The organism is Oerskovia turbata (genome assembly GCF_000718325.1).
Taxonomy (GTDB): Bacteria; Actinomycetota; Actinomycetes; order Actinomycetales; family Cellulomonadaceae; genus Oerskovia; species Oerskovia turbata.
In genome coordinates, this window is sequence record NZ_JOFV01000001.1 from 231587 (window position 1) to 249469 (window position 17883).

The window sequence follows — 17883 nt, forward strand, 5'->3', positions numbered from 1 at the left end:
CCGCGATGCCCACGCACCCCCTCCGATCCACCGCACGACCTCGCCAGACCCACCTCAAGGAGAAGCCCAGCATGTCCAGCACCCGAACCCTCACCACCGCACGTGGTACCCGGACCTCCCGCGCCACCGCCTGGTTCCTCGTCCCGGCCCTCGCCGCGGTCCTCGCCGTGGGCGGGTGCGCGGGCGGCACGTCGGCGGCCGACGAGCCCGCCGGTTCCTCGGCGGAGGCGGGCACCCGCACGGTCGAGACCGCGTTCGGGACGGTCGACATCCCCGCGGACCCGCAGCGCGTCGTCGCCCTCGAGGGCGGGGCGGGGCCGCTCCTCGAGGCGGGCATCGTGCCCGTCGCGACCGCGGACGGCGACTGGGCCGAGTCGTACCTGCCCGAGGAGTTCGAGCAGGTCGCGGACCTGCCGATCGTGATGGGCGCGGACGGCTGGGACTACGAGAAGATCGCGTCGCTCGACCCCGACCTGATCGTCGGGTTCGTGCGCGGCGGCAAGGAGGAGGAGCTCAGCGCCGAGAAGAAGGCCGACTTCGACAAGCTGTCGCAGATCGCCCCGACCGTCCTCGTCCGCGCCACGGGCTCTGCGACGGTCAAGGACGCGTCGGTCGCGATCGCGAGCGCGCTCGGAGCGGGCGAGGACGCCGAGGCGACGAAGGCCGAGTACGACGCGCGCGTCGCGGAGATCAAGGAGACGTACGGCGACGTCATCGCGGCCAACACGTTCGCGGGGCTCGACTCGTTCGAGGAGGTCACGGTCTACTCGCAGATCTCCTGGCTCGGTGGGATCCTCGCCGACATCGGTGCGCCCCTGCCGCAGGTCGTGGCCGAGGAGACGGCCGAGAACGGCGTGTTCCTGTCCGCCGAGCAGCTCGGCCAGGTCGCCGACGCGACCGTCGTGCTGACCGAGCAGACCGTCGACGGCCGGCCCGGCCCCGGGGCCGAGGAGCTCGAGGCCACCTCGACGTACCAGTCGCTCCCGGCCGTGACCGCAGGCCACGCGTACGGCATCCGCTACTTCTTCGCGGACCGCTACAGCCTGGCGCTCGACGTCCTCGACCAGCTCGAGGTCGTGCTCAAGGACCTCCAGGGCTGATGACGACGCCCTCCGCCCCCGCCCTCGTGCCGTCCGGCGCCGCGCCGACGGCCTTCCCGCTCACGACCGCGCAGCTCGGCGTGATCGGCGCGCAGCTCGTGCGCCCCGGCACGACCGCGTTCGCGGTGGGCGAGGTCGTCGAGATCACGGGCGACGTCGACACGGGTGTGCTCGCGCTCGCGGTCGAGCTGGTGGCCGGGGAGACGGAGGCGCTGCGGACGGCCTTCGTGGTGTCCGACGACGTCGCGCAGGTCGTCCACCCGGCCGGCGGTCCCGCGCTCACGAGGGCGCGTGCGGACGCCGCGACCGGTGGCGTGCGGGTCCTGGACCTGTCGGGGGTGCCCGAGGCCCGGGAGCGCGCGGCCGCTCTCGTCGAGACGGACCGGGCGCTGCCCTTCGCGCTCGACGTCCCGGGGCTGGCCCGCCAGACGATCGTCCGCCTCGACGCCACGACCGTGTGGTGGTCCCTCGTGGTGCACCACGCGATCCTCGACGCGTACGGGATCACGCTCGTCGTGCGCCGCGTCGCCGAGGTCGTCACCGCGCTCACCTCGGGTCGCGACGTGGGCCCCAGCCCGTTCGGGAAGGTCGCGGACGTCGTGGCCGAGGAGGCCCGCTACGCGGGCTCGCCCGAGCGGGAGCGGGACCGGGAGCACTGGGCCTCGCGGGTGGGCGCCCTCGACGGCGGTCCGGGGAGCTTCAGCGACGGGCCCCTCTCGGAGACGGCCGCCGGTCCGGTCCCGGCCGACGCCGTGGTGCGCGTCGCGCACGAGGCGGGGTGCGCCGTCGGGCCGCTCGAGGAGGTCGCCGCGCGGTCCGGTGCCGGGTGGCCCGACGTCGTCGCGGCCACCTTCGCGGTGCACCTCGCGCTGGTCGCGGGGCGCCGCCGCGTGGGCGTCGCGATGCCCGCCATGAACCGCATGGGGTCGGTCGCGGCGGTCGTGCCGACCATGCGCGTCAACGTCCTGCCGGTCGTGGTCGACGTCGCGCCCGCGCAGAGCGTCGACGAGCTCGTGACACAGGTGCGCGAGCGCGTGGGCGAGCTGCGCCGGCACGGGCGCTACCCGGCCGAGCAGATCGCGCGCGACGCGGGCTCGGCCGTGACCGCGGCCGAGCTCAACGTCAAGCTCTTCGACCACGACCTGCGCTTCGGCGCCGCCGTCGGCCGGCTCCGCAACGTGGCCGAGGGGCCCGTCGACGACCTCGCGGTCTCGGTCGTGCGCGTCCCCGGGCCGGACGGCGACGAGCTGCGCCTGACGGGCACCGCACCCGCACGCCTCTTCACCGCGCCCGACGTCGCCGCTCGCCTGCGCGAGCTGGCCCACCTCCTCGAGAGCGTGGGCCGTGCCGCGCCCGGTGCGCGCGTGGGGAGCCTCGGCCTCGCGCCCGCGGCGACCGAGGCCGCGATCGTGGCCGCCTCGACCGGAGCCGCGCTCCCCGGGGACGTGCCGCCCCCGCTCGCCGGGGCGCTGTTCGACCAGGCCGTGGCCCTGCGCGGGGACGCCGTGGCGCTCGTCGCGCGCGAGACCTCGACGTTCCGCGCGCTCGACGAGCGCGTCGCGCACCTCGCCGGACGGCTCGTCGCGGCCGGAGCCCGCTCCGACACGCTCGTCGCGGTCGACCTGCCGCGCGGCACCGACTACGTGGTGACGCTGCTCGCGCTGCACCGCTGCGGGGCCGCCGCGCTCCTGCTCGACGACCGGACCCCGCCCGCGCGACGCCTCGCGCTCGCCGACCGGCACGAGGCACGGCTCGTCGTCGCCGACGTCACGGGTCTGTCGCTCCACAGCGGCGACGGCTCCCTGTGGACGGGGCGCGTCGTCGTCGGGCCGCGCGGGGACGCCGCCGCCCGGGGCGAGACGCCCCTGCGGCACGCGCTCGACGTGCCCCGCGACGCGCTCGCCTACGTCCTGCACACCTCGGGCTCCACGGGCGAGCCCAAGGCCGTCGGGATCAGCCACGGCGCGCTCGCGCAGTTCCTCGCCCATCACGCTGCGCAGGTCGTGCCGCGCGCGGGCCGGTACCCGGCCCCGGCGCAACGCGTCGCGCAGACCATGCCGCTCGTGTTCGACGGCTCGTGGGACACGCTGCTCACCCTGTTGCTCGGGCACGAGCTCCACCTGCTCGACGTCGAGCAGTACCGCGACCCCGGGACCCTCGTGGACCTCGTGGTCGAGCGCGGCATCCACCGCCTCGACCTCACGCCCACCGTCATGTCGGCCGTCGTCGAGGCCGGGCTGTTCGCACGCGACCACTCCCTGCGGACCGTGTCCGTGGGCGGCGAGGCCTGCCCGCCCGCGCTGTGGACCACGCTGCGCGCACAGCCAGGCCTCGACGTCCTCAACCTGTACGGGCCCACCGAGTACACGGTCGACGCCGTGGGCGCGAGCGGCGCCGACGCGGACCAACCCGTGATCGGGCGGCCGCTCAGCGCCACGGCCGCCCTGGTGCTCGACCAGCACCTGCGGCCCGTGCCCGACGGCGTGGTCGGTGAGCTCTACCTCGCCGGCCCCCAGCTCGCGCGCGGCTACCTGCGCCGCCCCGACCTCACGGCCGAACGCTTCGTCGCGAACCCGTTCGGGACGGCGGGGGAGCGCATGTACCGCACGGGCGACCTCGCGCGCCGCGACGCCGACGGACTGCTGCACTACGTCGGTCGGCGCGACCACCAGGTCAAGATCCGCGGGTTCCGCGTCGAGCCCGGCGAGACCGAGGCCGCGCTGCTCGCGCTGCCCGACGTCGCGCAGGCGACCGTGCAGGCGCGCAGGTCCGCGCTCGGCGCGCGCCTGGTGGCGTACGTCGTGGGCCCCGGGCTGACGGGCGACGCGCTGCGCGCGGCGCTCGCGGACGTGCTGCCCGAGCACCTGGTGCCCTCGGCCGTCGTGGTGCTCGACGCGCTGCCGCTCACGACCAACGGCAAGCTCGACGTCGCAGCGCTCCCGGACCCGGCCCTCCTCCCGCCGCTGGAGCCCGGCGCGCCGCTGGAGCCCGGCGCGCCGAGGGTGACGCCCTCGCCCGCCGAGGGTGACGGGATCGCCCGCCGAGGGCGACCGCACCAGGCGCCGACGGTGACCGACGTGGCCCTGGCGTTCGCCTCGGCCCTCGACAGCGGCCCCGTCCCGCCCGACGCCGACTTCTTCGCGCTCGGCGGCGACAGCATCCGCGCGATCCACGTCGTGGCACGACTGCGCGACAAGGGCTGGCGCTCGAGCGTGCAGGACGTGTTCGAGCAGCGCACCGTCGCGGGCGTCGCCGCCAGGTTGCGGCCCCTCGTCGTCACCGACGGCCCGACGGCGCAGCGCCCCTCCGGCGCCGACGCCGCGCGGGTACCGGCGACCGCGGACGCGGCAGCCCCTCTCCTCGACCTCGCGCCCGGCGACCTCGACCGCCTCGGCGCACTCCTCGGCGACCGCCGACGCACACGGAAGGCACGACCATGAGCTCGACCGAGGACATCGAGGCCGTCTGGCCCCTCACCGCGCTGCAGCGCGCACTGACCGCGCACGCCGGGCTCACCGACGGGCACGACCCGTACGTGGGGCAGACCCTCGTCGAGCTGCGCGGCCCCCTCGACGGCCCTGCCCTCGAACGCAGCCTCGACGCGCTCCTCGTGGCCCACCCGAACCTGCGCGCGGGCTTCGCGGTCGACGACGACCTGGACCCGGTCCAGTTCGTCCCCAGCCAGGCCACGGCCGAGGTCGTCTGGTACGACGCGGACGTCCGGGGCCCGGTCGGGCTCTCCGGCACCGTCTCGGCGGACACCGACGACGCTCTCGGGGCCGACCGTGCCCTGCGGGTCGCGACCCGTGCGGCGGCCGAGGCCGAGCGGTCGCTCCCGTTCGACCCGGCCGACCCGCCGCTCGTGCGCTTCGGGGTCGTCGCGCTCGGCGCGGCGCACCACGTGCTGGTCGTCACGAGCCACCACCTGGTGCTCGACGGCTGGTCGATGCCGCTGCTCGTGCGCGAGGTCGCGCGCCTCTACGGAGCCGAGCTGTCCGCCGAGGGTGACGCACCCGCCCGCCGAGGGCGACCGAGCTCGGCGCCGACGGTGACCGCCGTACCGCCGACGGTGACCGACTCACCCGCCGAGGGTGACGCCCTCGACCCCGCCCTCGACCCCGCTCGAGGCCGGTTCGTCGACCACCTCGTATGGCTGGGACGGCAGGACGCCGACGCAGCACGCACGCACTGGCGAGAGGCCCTCGCCGACGTCGAGCCGTCCCCCTGGCCCGTGTCCGCCGCGTGGACGGCGACGGACCGAACCCCCGTGGACGCGTTCGCGACCCACCGGACCCTCGCCACGACCGCCGTCGAGGCGATCCGCAGGGGAGCCCGCGCCCAGGGCGTCACGTCGGCCACGCTCGTGCGCGCCGCCTGGGGCCTGACCGTCGCGGCCCACGCCGGGTCGACCTGCGCGACCTTCGCCGTCCCGGTCGCGCTCCGCGGCCCCGACGTCGCGCACGCCGACGAGATCGTCGGGATGCTCACAGAGTCGGTCGTCGCACGCGTCGGCGCCGACGCCGCCACGACCCTCGGCGAGGTCGTCGCCGACCACTCCCGCCGGTGGAACGCCTCGTGGGAGCACCAGCACGTCGGGCTGCGCGGCATCCAGGCAGCGACGGGGTCGGAGACGCCCGTCGCGACGACGCTCGTGTCGTTCGAGCAGACGCCCGGCGCCGGCGTGGTCGCGCCGACGGTCGTCGGCCTCGACCCCGTGCACCTGCGCGTGCTCGCGACGCACGACGCCACGCACTTCCCCCTCGCGCTCGCGGTCGACGCCAGCCCCGACACGTGGGACCTCGCCCTCGACGCGCACACGGCCGCCTTCACGACGACGGCCGCCGACGCTCTCCTCGCGACGTTCGAGCGGATCCTCCTCGCGATCGCCACGAACCCGGGCGCGCGGGTCGCGAGCCTCGACCTGGTCCCGCGGCGTCCCGACGGCGTGACCTCGGACGGCGCGACCGCCGCGGGCGCACTCGCCGGCACGGCGGCCGCCCCGGCAGCCGGTCGCGTCCCGACGAGCCCTCCCGCCCTCGTGACCGACGTCCTCGCCGGCTCGATCGCGCGCCACCCGCACGCGGGCGCGCTCGTCGTCGGGGACAGGCGGTGGACGTTCGCCGAGCTCGACCTCGCGATCACGCGCGCCGAGCGCCGCCTCACGGCGTGCGGGGCCCGGCCGGGCGACGCGCTCGCGATCGACCTGCCGCGCGACGAACGGATCGTGCACGTGATCCTCGCGGCCCTGCGCCGCGGCCTGGCCGTGACGCCCCTGCCGCACGGGGCGCCCGAGCGCCGCGCGCACGTCCTGCGGATCAGCGGTGCGCGGCTCCTGTGGGACGAGTCCGGGCCGCGCTCCCTCGACGCGGCGCCCATGCCCGCCCGCAGAGCGACGGACGCACCCGGGGCGAGCACCGCCGTCGGGCCCGACGACGCGCCTGCGGCGGCCCGGACGCCTGAGCCGAGCACCGCCGTCGGGCACGACCTGCCGCCCGCCCCCGACGCCGCGACCCTGCGCGCGTGCGTCGGCAGCATCATCTTCACGTCCGGCTCGACGGGCGAGCCCAAGGGGGTTGCCGTGGGGCAGGACGCGCTCGCGCACCTGCTGGACCGGCACCGCACCGAGCTCTACCCGCCGGGCGAGCGCCTGCGGGTCGCGCACACCGCGGCGTTCTCGTTCGACGCGCACTACGACGCGTTCCTCGCGCTCGCAGCGGGCCACGAGCTGCACGTGCTCGACGAGGACGTGTTCCTCGACCCGGTCGCGCTGCGCGACTACGCGCGCGACCAGCGCATCGACTACCTCGACTTCACCCCGACCGTGTGGACCGCGCTGCTCGCGGGCGCCGAGTGGGCGCGTCTGCCGCGGATCTGCGTCGCGGGCGGCGAGGCGTTCGGGCCCGCGCTGTGGACGCGGATGCGGGAGCTCGCGGCGCGCACGGGCGCGCGCGTCGTCAACCTGTACGGCCCGACCGAGGCGACCGTCGACGCCCTCGCCGCGGACGTCGCGGACACGGCAGAGCCCGTCGTCGGGCGACCCGTGGGGCGCACCCAGGCCGTGGTGCTCGACGCCGCGCTGCGCGAGGTCCCCGCCGGCACCGTGGGCGAGCTGTACCTCGCGGGACCGCAGCTCGCCGAGGCGTACCTGGGGCGCGCGGGCCTGACCGCGAGCCGCTTCGTCGCCCGCCCCGGCGGCGCCTCGGGGGAACGCATGTACCGCACGGGAGACCTCGCGCGCCGCGCCGAGGACGGCACCCTGAGCCTGCTCGGCCGCAACGACGACCAGCTCTCGCTGCACGGGTTCCGCATCGAGCCGGGCGAGGTCGAGCAGGCGCTCGTCGCGCTCGACGGCGTGGCCGAGGCCGCGGTCGTGCTCGCCGAGCACCCGCGGTGGGGTGCGCGCCTCGTGGCGTACGTGACGGGAGCGGGCCTCGACCCCGAGGCCCTGCGCGCCGCGGCCGCGGACCGCCTCGCGAGACACCTCGTGCCGACCGCGTTCGTCACCCTCGACGCCCTGCCGCTCACGCGTCACGGCAAGCTCGACCGCCGCGCGCTGCCCGCGCCCGACTGGGACGGGTCGCGGACCTCCGGGGGTGGGGCCGGTGGTACCGCGTCCGCCGGGCGGGCCGCTGCCGAGCCGACGCCCGTCGAGGCGCAGGTCCACGCGGCCGCCGCGCGCGTCCTGGGCGGCGACGGCGTGGGCCTCGACGAGAGCTTCTTCGCCGCGGGCGGTGACAGCATCGACGCGCTCCAGCTCATCGCCGCGCTGCGCCGTGAGGGGCTCGTCCTCTCGCCCGCGGACCTGTTCGCGGCGCGCACGCCGCGCGAGATGGCCAGGCGCGTCCGGCCCGACGGCGCCGCGCCCGCTGGTGGGTACGTCGCCCCGGGTGCTGGGGCAGGGGCAGGGGCAGGGGCAGGTGCGGGTACGGGTGCTGGCGCGGGGGCAGGTGCGGGGTCGGCCCGGGGCGACGGCGCCGCCGACGTGCTCGTGGCGCTGACGGACGCGCAGGCTGCCGCGTTCGACGAGCACGCGCGCGCGGTCGTGGCGGGCGCGACGCGCGTCGTCGACGTGCTGACCCTGACCCCGACCCAGCTCGGCATGGTCGCCGAGGCCGCGCGTGACGCGGTCGACGCCTACCGCACCACGACCCGGTTCACCGTGACCGGGCTGGGCGACGACGGGTCCGCGCGGGTCGCGGGTGCGGTGCAGGCGCTCGTGGCCCGCCACGCGAACCTGCGCAGCGGCGTGCTCCAGCTCGACCTGCCGGCGCCCGTCTTCTTCGTGCCCGACGCTGTCCAGGTACCGGTCGCCGAGCACGACGGCCGCGGGCTCGACCCGGTGGCGCTGGCCGCCCTGCTCGACGAGGTGGACCTCACCGAGCGTTCGCGGCTGGGTGACCTGTCGTTCGCGCCGCTCGTGGCGGGTGCGGTCGTGCGGACGGGCGAGGACGAGCACGTCCTGGTCCTCGCGATGCACCACCTGTTGACCGACGGTTGGTCGGTGCCGCTCCTGGCGCAGGACCTGCGGAGGACTCTCACGTCGGACGCAGCGGTGGGCGCGGGGGCGGATGGCGTGGCGGGTGCGGCGACGGGCGACGAGGCCTCCGTGGAGGTGGCCCGTGCGAGCGACCCGTCGTTCCGTGACTACCTGACGTGGCTGCGTGACGCGGAGTCGACCCGTGCCGAGGTCGAGGCCTTGTGGCGGGCGGAGCTCGCCGGGGTCGTGGAGCCGTCGCTGCTGGGCGCGCTGCCCGCTCCCGCGCCGACGGTGACCGACTCACCCGCCGAGGGTGACGGACCTGCCCGCCGAGGGCGACGCACCGAGACGCCGACGGTGACGTGCCGGCCCGCCGAGGGTGACGCGCGCGTCGTGACGACGCTCCCCCCGGGGACGGAAGGGCTCCGGGAGGCTGCCCGCCGCGCCGAGGTCACGCCCGCGACCGTCGTCCAGACGGCATGGGGCCTCGTCGTCGCGGCACTGACCGGGCAGCCCGAGGCCGTCGTGGGCTCGACCGTCGCGGGTCGCCCGACCGACCTGGAGGGCGCGGACCGCATCATCGGCATGTTCGTGAGCTCGTCACCGGTCCGGGTCCCGGCCGGGGCGCACGTCACCGCCGACTCGCTGCTCCAGGACGTCCAGGCGCGACAGGCTCGGCTCCTCGCCGCCCACCACGTGGGCCTTCCGTCGATCGCCCGGATCGTCGGCCACTCGCTGTTCGACACCCTCGTGGTCGTCGAGAGCTACCCGCGCGAGACGGCCGCGGTCACCGTCGGCGGTGACACGGTCACCCTCGGCACGAGTGTCGGTCACCCTCGGCGGGCCGGCATGTCACCCTCGGCGGGCGGGGGCGTCACCCTCGGCGGGTGGGGGCGTCACCCTCGGCCCGTCGACGTCGTTCCCACCGGGGGCCACGACGCGACGCACTACCCCGTGACCGTCACGGTCCTGCCCTGTGCGGACGGCGGGCTCACGATCGAGCTCGAGGAGCGCCCCGGGGTGCTCGACCCCGCGGTCAGCGCCGTCCTCCCGGCCGCGCTCACCGCGGCGGTCGAGCACCTGGCCCGCGGCGGCGCCCTCCCGACGGCGCACGCCCTCGTCGGTGAGGTGCGCGTCCCACGCCCGGCACCCGCCGAGCCTGCACCCCGCACCGAGTCCCTACCCGCACCCCGGACCGACGCCCAGGGCGACGCCCAGGGCGACGCGAACATGCCGGTGAGCGGCGCCGTCGGGCCGCGTGACGGCCACGCGGGCGAGCGTACCGAGCGTGTCCGTGCGGAGATCGCGCGCGTCCTGGGTGACGACGTCGGCCCGACGACCGACTTCTTCGCCGCGGGCGGCGACAGCATCAGCGCGATGCAGCTCGTCGGTGCGCTGCGAGGACGAGGGCTGGTCGTGACGGTCGGGGCGGTCTTCACGGGCCGCACGGCGGCGGGCATCGCCCTCGCCGCGACCGAGGTCGAGCCCGCTCCCGCGCGACCGGCCGCCCGCACCGTCGAGGTCACCGAGTCGGGCGACCTGCCGCTCACGCCCGCGCTCGCGTGGCTCCTGGAGGCCGGCGGCGACCACCGCGGGTTCGTCCAGGTGCGCGTCCAGCGCACGCCCGCCGGCCTCGCCGAGGACTCGCTGCGGGCGGCGCTCGGGGCCCTCGTGGAGGCCCACGGCGCACTGCGTCTCGCGGTGCACGACGGCGCCGCGCGTGTCCTCGACGTCGCCTCGCCCACCGTCGTGGCCGGGGCGGGCGACGTCCTGCACGTCACCGACGGCCCTCTCACCGAGGCGCTGCGTGGAGCGGCGGCGCAGGTCGACCCGGCGGCGGGCCGGGTCCTGCGCGCGGTCTGGGACCGGGGGGCTCGCGAGCTGGCCCTCGTGGCGCACCACGTCGCGGTCGACGCCGTGTCGTGGCGCATCCTCGTGGACGACCTGCGGACGCTCGTCGCAGGCCGTCCGTTGCCGCACGCGTCGGCGAGCCTGCGGGCCGCGGCGTCGGCCATGCACGACGAGGCCGCGCGCCGGGAGGGCGAGGTGCCCGCGTGGGTCGACGTGCACTCCGGCGAGGCCGTCTCGCTGACGGCTCGACCGCTCGACCCGGCGCTCGACACGGTGTCGAGCGCTCGCGAGGTCGTCGTGCGTCTCGGTGCCGACGACACCCGGCTCCTGCTGGGACTCGCCCCCGAGCACCGCACGGACCACGTGCTGCTCGCGGCGTTGTCGCTCGCTGCTGCCGACGTGGCGGCTGCCGGAGCGGCACCCGCCGACGCGGCATCCGACGTGGCGCCGGGCGCGGCACCTGACGTGGCGCCGGGCGCGGCGTGGGCCGGCGCGGACCTCGTGGTCGAGACCGAGGGGCACGGGCGACGCCTCGACGGCGAGGGCCCGGACCTGTCGCGCACGGTCGGCTGGTTCACGACGACCTGGCCGCTGCGCCTCGCCGCGGTGCCCGGGGCGACGGCGACGGCGCACCTGCGAGCGACGGCCCGACAGGTCGCCGCGGTCCCGGGGGACGGCCGGGCGTACGGGTTGTTGCGTCACCTGGCGCCGGGCACGTCGGTGGTGTTGCGCGATGCCGCGGTGGCCTGCCCGCCACAGGTCCTCGTGAACTACCTGGGGCGTGAGACGGAGAGCGTCGACGACTGGGGGAGCGTGGCCGACGCCGCGCACGTCGAGTCCACTCTCGACCTGCACGCCGACCTGCCCCTGTCTCACCCGGTCGAGCTCAACGCGTACGTGGCCGACGGCGCCGCCGGGCCCGAGCTCGTGGCGCGCTGGCTGCTGGCCCCGGCGGTGTCCGGGAGCGGCACGGCGTCACCGTCGGCGGGCGATCCGGTCACCGTCGGCGGGCCGGACGGTCACCCTCGGCGGGTGGGGGCGTCACCCTCGGCGGGGGAGTCGGTCACCCTCGGCGAGGGCGTCGGCTCGTTCGGCGAGAGGCTGGTCGAGGCGTGGGTCCGGCACCTGCGCGCGCTCGTCCGCGGGGCCGTCGCCGAGGCCCACGACGACGCCGGCTTCTCCGACGGCCGGGCGACGACGCTCCCCACGGGCGTCCCGTGGCCGCTCACCCCCGTCCAGCGAGGCATGGTCCTGCACGCCCTGGAAGCACCGGTCGACCGCTACACGAGCGCGATCGACGTGGGGCTCGACGGCCCGCTCGACGTCGCCGCGTTGCGTGCCGCTGCGGCCGACGTCCTCGCGGCCCACCCGCAGCTGCGTCTCGCGGTTGCCGCACGGGGCCCGCAGGACGTGGGGCTTGTCGTCACGGACGTCACCGAGGTCCCGCTGCGCGAGGTCACGCTGCCCGACGACGTCGCCCACCCCGTGCGCACCGCGCGAGATGCGGCCAACGGGGGTTCCGGCGGTTCCCCGACCCCAGTTGGCCGCATCTCGCCGGACGGTGCTGGCGACGCGGCCCAGGACTCCGGGACCGGGCACCTCGACGACCCTCACCCCGACGCCGTGCGCCGAGCCCTCGACGAGATCATGGCCGACGAGCTCGACCGTCCGTTCGACCTGGCGCGCCCGCCGCTGCTGCGGCTCGTCGTCGTCCGGGTCGGCTCCCACGAGGGCGCCCGGCACCGGCTCGTCGTGACCAACCACCACGTGCTGCTCGACGGCTGGTCGGTGCCGTTCCTGGTCGACCTCCTGCTGGGGGCGTACGTGCGCCGCGTCGGTGCACCTGCGGGAGCGACGCCGTCGGGCAGCGGACCGGCGACGCACCCGACCGGGCTCGTGCCGCCCACGCCGGGCACCGCCTGGCAGCTCTCCCGGCGCCTCGCGCGACGCGACACCGGCGCGGTCGGCGTGTGGCGCGACGCCCTCGCCGGGGCGCGACCCGTGCGCGTGGCCGAGCCCGAGGACACGGGCGAGCGCCCGGCCGTCCTGCACGCGACGCCCGTGGGCCTGGGCACCCGGCTCGTCGCGGCCGCACGGGCCGCGCAGGTCACGACCGCCGACGTCGTGACCTCGGCCTGGGGGCTCGTGCTCGCCGCCCTCACGGGGGAGCGCGACGTCCTCACGGGAACGACCGTCGCCGGGCGGCCCGCGGAGATCGAGGGTGCGCACGACGTGCTCGGGATGTTCGTCAACACGGTGCCCGTGCGGATCACGGTCCGGAGGCCGGGGGACAGCACGACCTGGACCCTCGCGGACCTGGTCCGCTCGGTCCACGAGCGGCAGGCGCGCCTGCGGGACGTCGACCACGTCGGGCTCGCGGACGTGCAGCGCGCGCTCGGGGTCGGCGAGCTGTTCGACACGCTGCTCGTGGTCGAGAACTACCCGCGCGACGCCGACGCCCAGCCGGGCGCCGAGGCCGGGCTGCGGATCACCGACGTCCAGGGCGACGACCGCACGCAGTACCCGCTCGCGCTGACCGTCGACGCGTCCGAGGGGCTGAGCGTGCAGCTCGACCACCTGGCGTCGGTGCCCGCCGACCGGGCGGGCGCGGCGCTCGCGGGCGTCGTCGAGGTGCTCGGGCTGCTGGCCGACTCCCCGTCGACGCCGGTCGAGGACGTGCTGGCCGGGCTCGCCGCGCGGCACCCGGCGCTACGCGGGCGCACAGCGGCCGGGGCCCCCGCCTCCACGGCGGACGCGCCCGAGGACGCGCCCGAGGGCGCGCCCGTCGCCGTCGTGCGCGAGGTCTTCGCCGAGGCGCTGGGCGTGCGACGCGTGGCCGACGACGACAACTTCTTCGCCCTGGGCGGCGACTCGATCGTCGCGATGAAGGTCACGACGACGCTCCGCGCGCGGGGTTGGACGGTCGACCCGCGCTCGGTCTTCGCAGCACCGACCCCGGCCACGCTCGCCCTGCGGGCCCGCCCCGCCGTCCCCCCTGGCCCGGCCGCCGTGTCAGAACGAGCGAGCACTCCAGTGCTCGCTGGCTCTGACAGCTCTCCGCTCGTCTCCCCGCTCCTCGCGTTGTCCGCGAGCGAGCTCGGCGACCTCGACGACCTGATGAGGAACCTGACATGACCACGACCGACGAGCGCACCGGCACGGCCCCCGCCGGAGGTACGGCCGCCTCCGCGACCGCCGTCCCCACGATCGCCGAGGTCCTGCCCCTTGCCCCGCTCCAGGAGGGCCTGCTCTTCCACGCCGTCTCGGAGGACACGGGCCTCGACGTCTACACGATGCAGTCGACGTACCGGTTCCCGGGCGGCGTCGACGAGCACGCGATGCAGCGCGCGTGCGAGTCGCTGCTGCGGCGGCACGCGGTCCTGCGCGCGGGGTTCGCGCACGAGCGCTTCGCGCGCCCGGTGCAGTTCGTGCCCACGGCGGTCACGGTCCCGTGGCGCGTCCACGACCTGTCCGACCTCGACCCCGCGCGGCCCGACGCGCGCGCCGACGCTCTCGACCGGCTCCAGTACGACGAGCGCCAGCGCCGCTTCGCGATGGACCGCCCGCCGCTCATCCGCTTCGTGCTCGTGCGGCTCGGCGAGCAGGGGGCCGCGCTCGTCGTGACGAACCACCACATCCTGCTCGACGGCTGGTCCGACGCGCTGCTCGTGACCGAGCTCCTGCGGCACTACGCCGCGGGCGGCGAGGACGCGAGCCTGCCGCCCGCCCCGCAGTTCCGCGACTACCTCGCGTGGGTCGCGGCGCAGGACGCGGGCGCGGCGGCGAGCGCGTGGGACGTCGCGTTGTCGGGTCTCGCGGAGGGGACGCTCGTCGCCCCGCCGGACCCGCGCCGTCGGGCCTCGATGCCCGAGGTCGTCGAGCGGGACCTCGATCCGACCCTCTCGCTCGCGGTCCTGGCCCTGGCGCGCACGTGCGCGGTCTCGGTCAGCACGGTCTACTCGGCCGCGTGGGCGCTCGCGCTGCGCTCGGTCACGGGGAGCGACGACATCGTGTTCGGCAGCACCGTCTCGGGTCGCCCGCCTGCGCTCGCGGGCGTCGAGGACATGGTCGGGCTGTTCCTCAACACCGTGCCCGTGCGCCTGGCGACGCGGCCTGGGGAGCCGTTCCGCGACCTGCTGCGCCGCTTCCAGTCGGAGCAGGCCGAGCTCATGGCCCACCACCACGTGAGCCTGGGCGAGCTGCAGCGCCGGGCGGGCGTCGGGACGCTGTTCGACACGCTCTACGTCATGCGCAACACGCCCGAGGACGACGCCGAGCTCGACCGGCTCAGCGCGTCCGTGGGCCTCGAGGACGTCGAGGGCGGCGACGCCACGCACTACCCGCTGACGTTCGTGGTCCACCCCGGGCAGCCGTACCGGCTGATCCTGTCGCACCGCACCGACGTCGTCGACGCGGCCCGGGCAGGCGCCCTGCTCGACCAGGTCGAGGCGGTCCTGCGCCGCGCGGTGGGTGAGCCGGGTGCACCGGTCGCCCGGGTCGCCGCGGTGCCCGACGACGTCGCGCCCCTCCTGCTTGCGCGTGGCGTCCGCGCGGTGCAGGACGTGGGCGAGGAGTCGTTGCTCGACCTGCTGGACCGGGCCGTCGCGGCCCACCCGCAGCGCACCGCGCTGGTCCACGGCACCGACTCCGTGACGTTCGCCCGGCTCGGTGAGCGCGTCGACGGGCTTGCGCGCGCGCTGGTCGCGGCCGGTGCCGGGCCCGAGGACGTCGTGGCGCTCGCGGTGCCGCGCGGCATCGACTTCGTGGTCGCGCTGTTCGCGACCCTGCGGGCCGGGGCGGCGTACGTGCCGCTCGACGCCGCGCACCCGGCCGAACGGCTGTGCGCGATCGTCGAGGCGGCAGGGGCTTGCGCCGTGGTGCTGGACGAGTCGTTCCGGGGTCTCGTGGCGCCGGTGCTGGCGGGCCGCACGGTGGTGAAAGCGCCCCCGGCACCCCCTGCACCGCCGACGGTGACGTACCCGCCCGTCGAGGGTGACGGACACGCCCGCCGAGGGCGACCGGACCTGCCGCCGACGGTGACCGACCCGTGGCCCGCCTACCGGCACGACCGCCTCGCGTACGTCATGTACACGTCGGGGTCGACGGGCACCCCCAAGGGCGTGGCGATCGAGCACGGGGGCCTGGTCAACATGCTGCGCAACCACCGGGCGGAGATCTTCGAGCCGCTCGTCGCCTCCCGCCCGGCCGGGCTCCGCGCCGAGCCGGTCCGGGTAGCGCACACGGTGTCGTTCGCGTTCGACATGTCGTGGGAGGAGCTGCTGTGGCTCGTCGACGGCCACGAGGTGCACCTGCTCGACGAGGCCGTCCGACGCGACCCGCACGCCATGGCGTCGTACTGCGCAGCGGAGCGGATCGACGTCGTCAACGTGACGCCTTCGGTGTGCTCGGCGCTCCTCGCGGAGGGCCTGCTCGACGAGGGGCGTCACCGTCCGGGCCTCGTGCTGCTGGGCGGCGAGGCCGTGGGGGCGGAGGTGTGGGACGCGATCGTCGCCACCCCGGGGACGCGTGGCTACAACCTGTACGGCCCGACCGAGTACACGATCAACACGCTCGGTGGCGGCACGGACGAGAGCCGGCGCCCGACCGTCGGGCGTCCCATCGCCAACACGTCGGTGTACGTCCTGGACTCGGGCCTCGCGCCCGTGCCCGACGGCACGCCGGGCGAGCTGTTCGTGAGCGGGGTCGGGCTCGCCCGGGGGTATCACGGGGCGCCCGGTCTGAGCGCCGAGCGGTTCGTCGCAGACCCGTTCGGGGTGCCGGGCACGCGCATGTACCGCACGGGCGACGTGGTGCGCCGCAGGCCCGACGGGCAGCTCGACTTCCTCGGGCGCAGCGACGGCCAGGTCAAGATCCGGGGCTACCGGGTCGAGCCGGGGGAGTCGCAGGCGGTGCTGGCGCGCGACCCGCGGGTCGCGCAGTGCGCCGTGGTCGCCCGCCGGGGGGCTGGGGATGGGCACGTCCTGGTGGGCTACGTGGTGCTTGCCTCGGGCGCGGAGCCCTCCGCCGAGGGTGACACCCCCGCCCGCCGAGGGCGACGCCCCGGGGCGCCGACGGTGACCGACGTGCCCTCCGAGGGTGACGCGGCCCTCCTGGCCGACGTGCTGCGCACCATGCGCCGAACGGTTCCCGACCATCTGGTCCCCTCGGCCCTCGTCCCGCTCGACGAGCTGCCGCTGACGCCGCACGCCAAGCTCGACGTCCGTCGCCTCCCGGCCCCCGACCTCACGCGCGGGGGCGGGCGCGAACCCCGGACGGACCTCGAGCGCGAGCTCTGCGCGATCTTCGCCGAGGTCCTGGGCGTGGCGAGATTCGGGGCCGACGACGACTTCTACGCCGCCGGGGGGCACTCGCTCCTCGCGATGCGCGTGGTCTCGATGGTCCGCACGCGACTGGGCCGCCCGCTCAGCGTCGGCGTCCTCGTGACCGCTCCGACGGTCGAGGCGATCGTCGCGCACTGGGACGCCCCGGAGACCGACCCGTTCGCGGGCACGCTCACGCTGCGTGCGCCCTCGCCCGGGAGCGGGGCCGCGCCGCTCTTCTGCCTCGCGCCGGCAGGTGGCCTCGGGTGGTCCTTCGCGTCGCTCGTCCCGCACGTCCCGGCCGGGGCGGCGGTGTACGCGCTGCAGTCGCCGCGTCTCGCGGGGCCCGACGGCGCCCCCTCCTCGCTCGTCGACCTCGCCGAGCACTGGGTCCGGTCGGTGCGCGAGGTGGCGCCGCACGGGCCGTACCACCTGCTCGGCTACTCGTTCGGGGCCCACCTGGCTCACCTCGTGGCGACTCGGTTGCAGGAGGCGGGCGACGTCGTCGCGAGCCTGACGATGCTCGACGCCGAGGCCGTCGTGCCCGAGGTGGGCGGCGCCGTCGGGCAAGGCGGTCACCCTCGGCGGGGGAGTGCGTCACCCTCGGCGGGGGAGTGCGTCACCCTCGGCGGGCGGGACGGTCACCCTCGGCGGGCGGGACGGTCACCGTCGGCGGAGGATGCCGACGAGCGCGCCGAGATCGACGCCCTGCGGTCCCTGCTCGCCGCCGGCGGTGCCGACCCCGACCTGTTCGCCGCGCCCACGCGCGACGACGTCCTCGACGTCCTGGCGGATGCGCCCGGCGCGTGGGGCGACCTCGACGAGGACGGGCTCGCCGCGGTCGTCGACACCTACCTGTCCTCGTGCGACCTCATGGGCCAGGCCCGCTACACCCCGTTCCGGGGCGACCTGCTGCTGTTCACGGCGCACGAGGGCACCGACCGCCACGACCTCGCGGCCCAGCGCGACGCCTGGACCCCGCACGTGACCGGCACCGTGACCCAGCACGCGGTCCTCGCGGGCCACCACGACATGGTGTCGCCCGCGGCGATCGGCCAGCTCGGCCCGGTCCTCGCGCGACACCTGTCCCAGGCCCCCGCGACCACCCATCCCCGCACCGACGAGAGGCACTGAC

At 76.5% G+C, this 17883-nt stretch carries 4 protein-coding genes; all 4 read left to right on the plus strand.

Annotated elements, in window-relative coordinates:
- The first annotated feature begins 71 nt into the window (after nt 1-71).
- The 4 genes from IE95_RS0101065 to IE95_RS0101080 are packed head-to-tail and all read left to right on the plus strand — an operon-like array spanning nt 72 to nt 17882.
- The gene (locus IE95_RS0101065) at nt 72-1100 is read left to right on the plus strand and encodes an ABC transporter substrate-binding protein (RefSeq protein ID WP_051702546.1); all 1029 of its coding nucleotides are present in this window, start codon (nt 72-74) and stop codon (nt 1098-1100) included.
- Entirely contained in the window at nt 1100-4540 is a 3441-nt protein-coding gene (locus tag IE95_RS0101070) for a non-ribosomal peptide synthetase (RefSeq protein WP_051702547.1), read from the plus strand. Before IE95_RS0101065 ends, IE95_RS0101070 begins: the two co-directional genes overlap by 1 nt.
- A complete protein-coding gene (locus IE95_RS0101075) occupies nt 4537-13563 on the plus strand; it encodes a non-ribosomal peptide synthetase (protein ID WP_030144117.1) in 9027 nt (3008 codons plus the stop codon). The genes IE95_RS0101070 and IE95_RS0101075 overlap by 4 nt, the downstream gene beginning before the upstream one ends.
- On the plus strand, nt 13560-17882 hold the full coding sequence (locus IE95_RS0101080; protein WP_051702548.1) for a non-ribosomal peptide synthetase: 4323 nt from the start codon (nt 13560-13562) through the stop codon (nt 17880-17882). Before IE95_RS0101075 ends, IE95_RS0101080 begins: the two co-directional genes overlap by 4 nt.
- The last annotated feature ends 1 nt before the right edge of the window (nt 17883 follow it).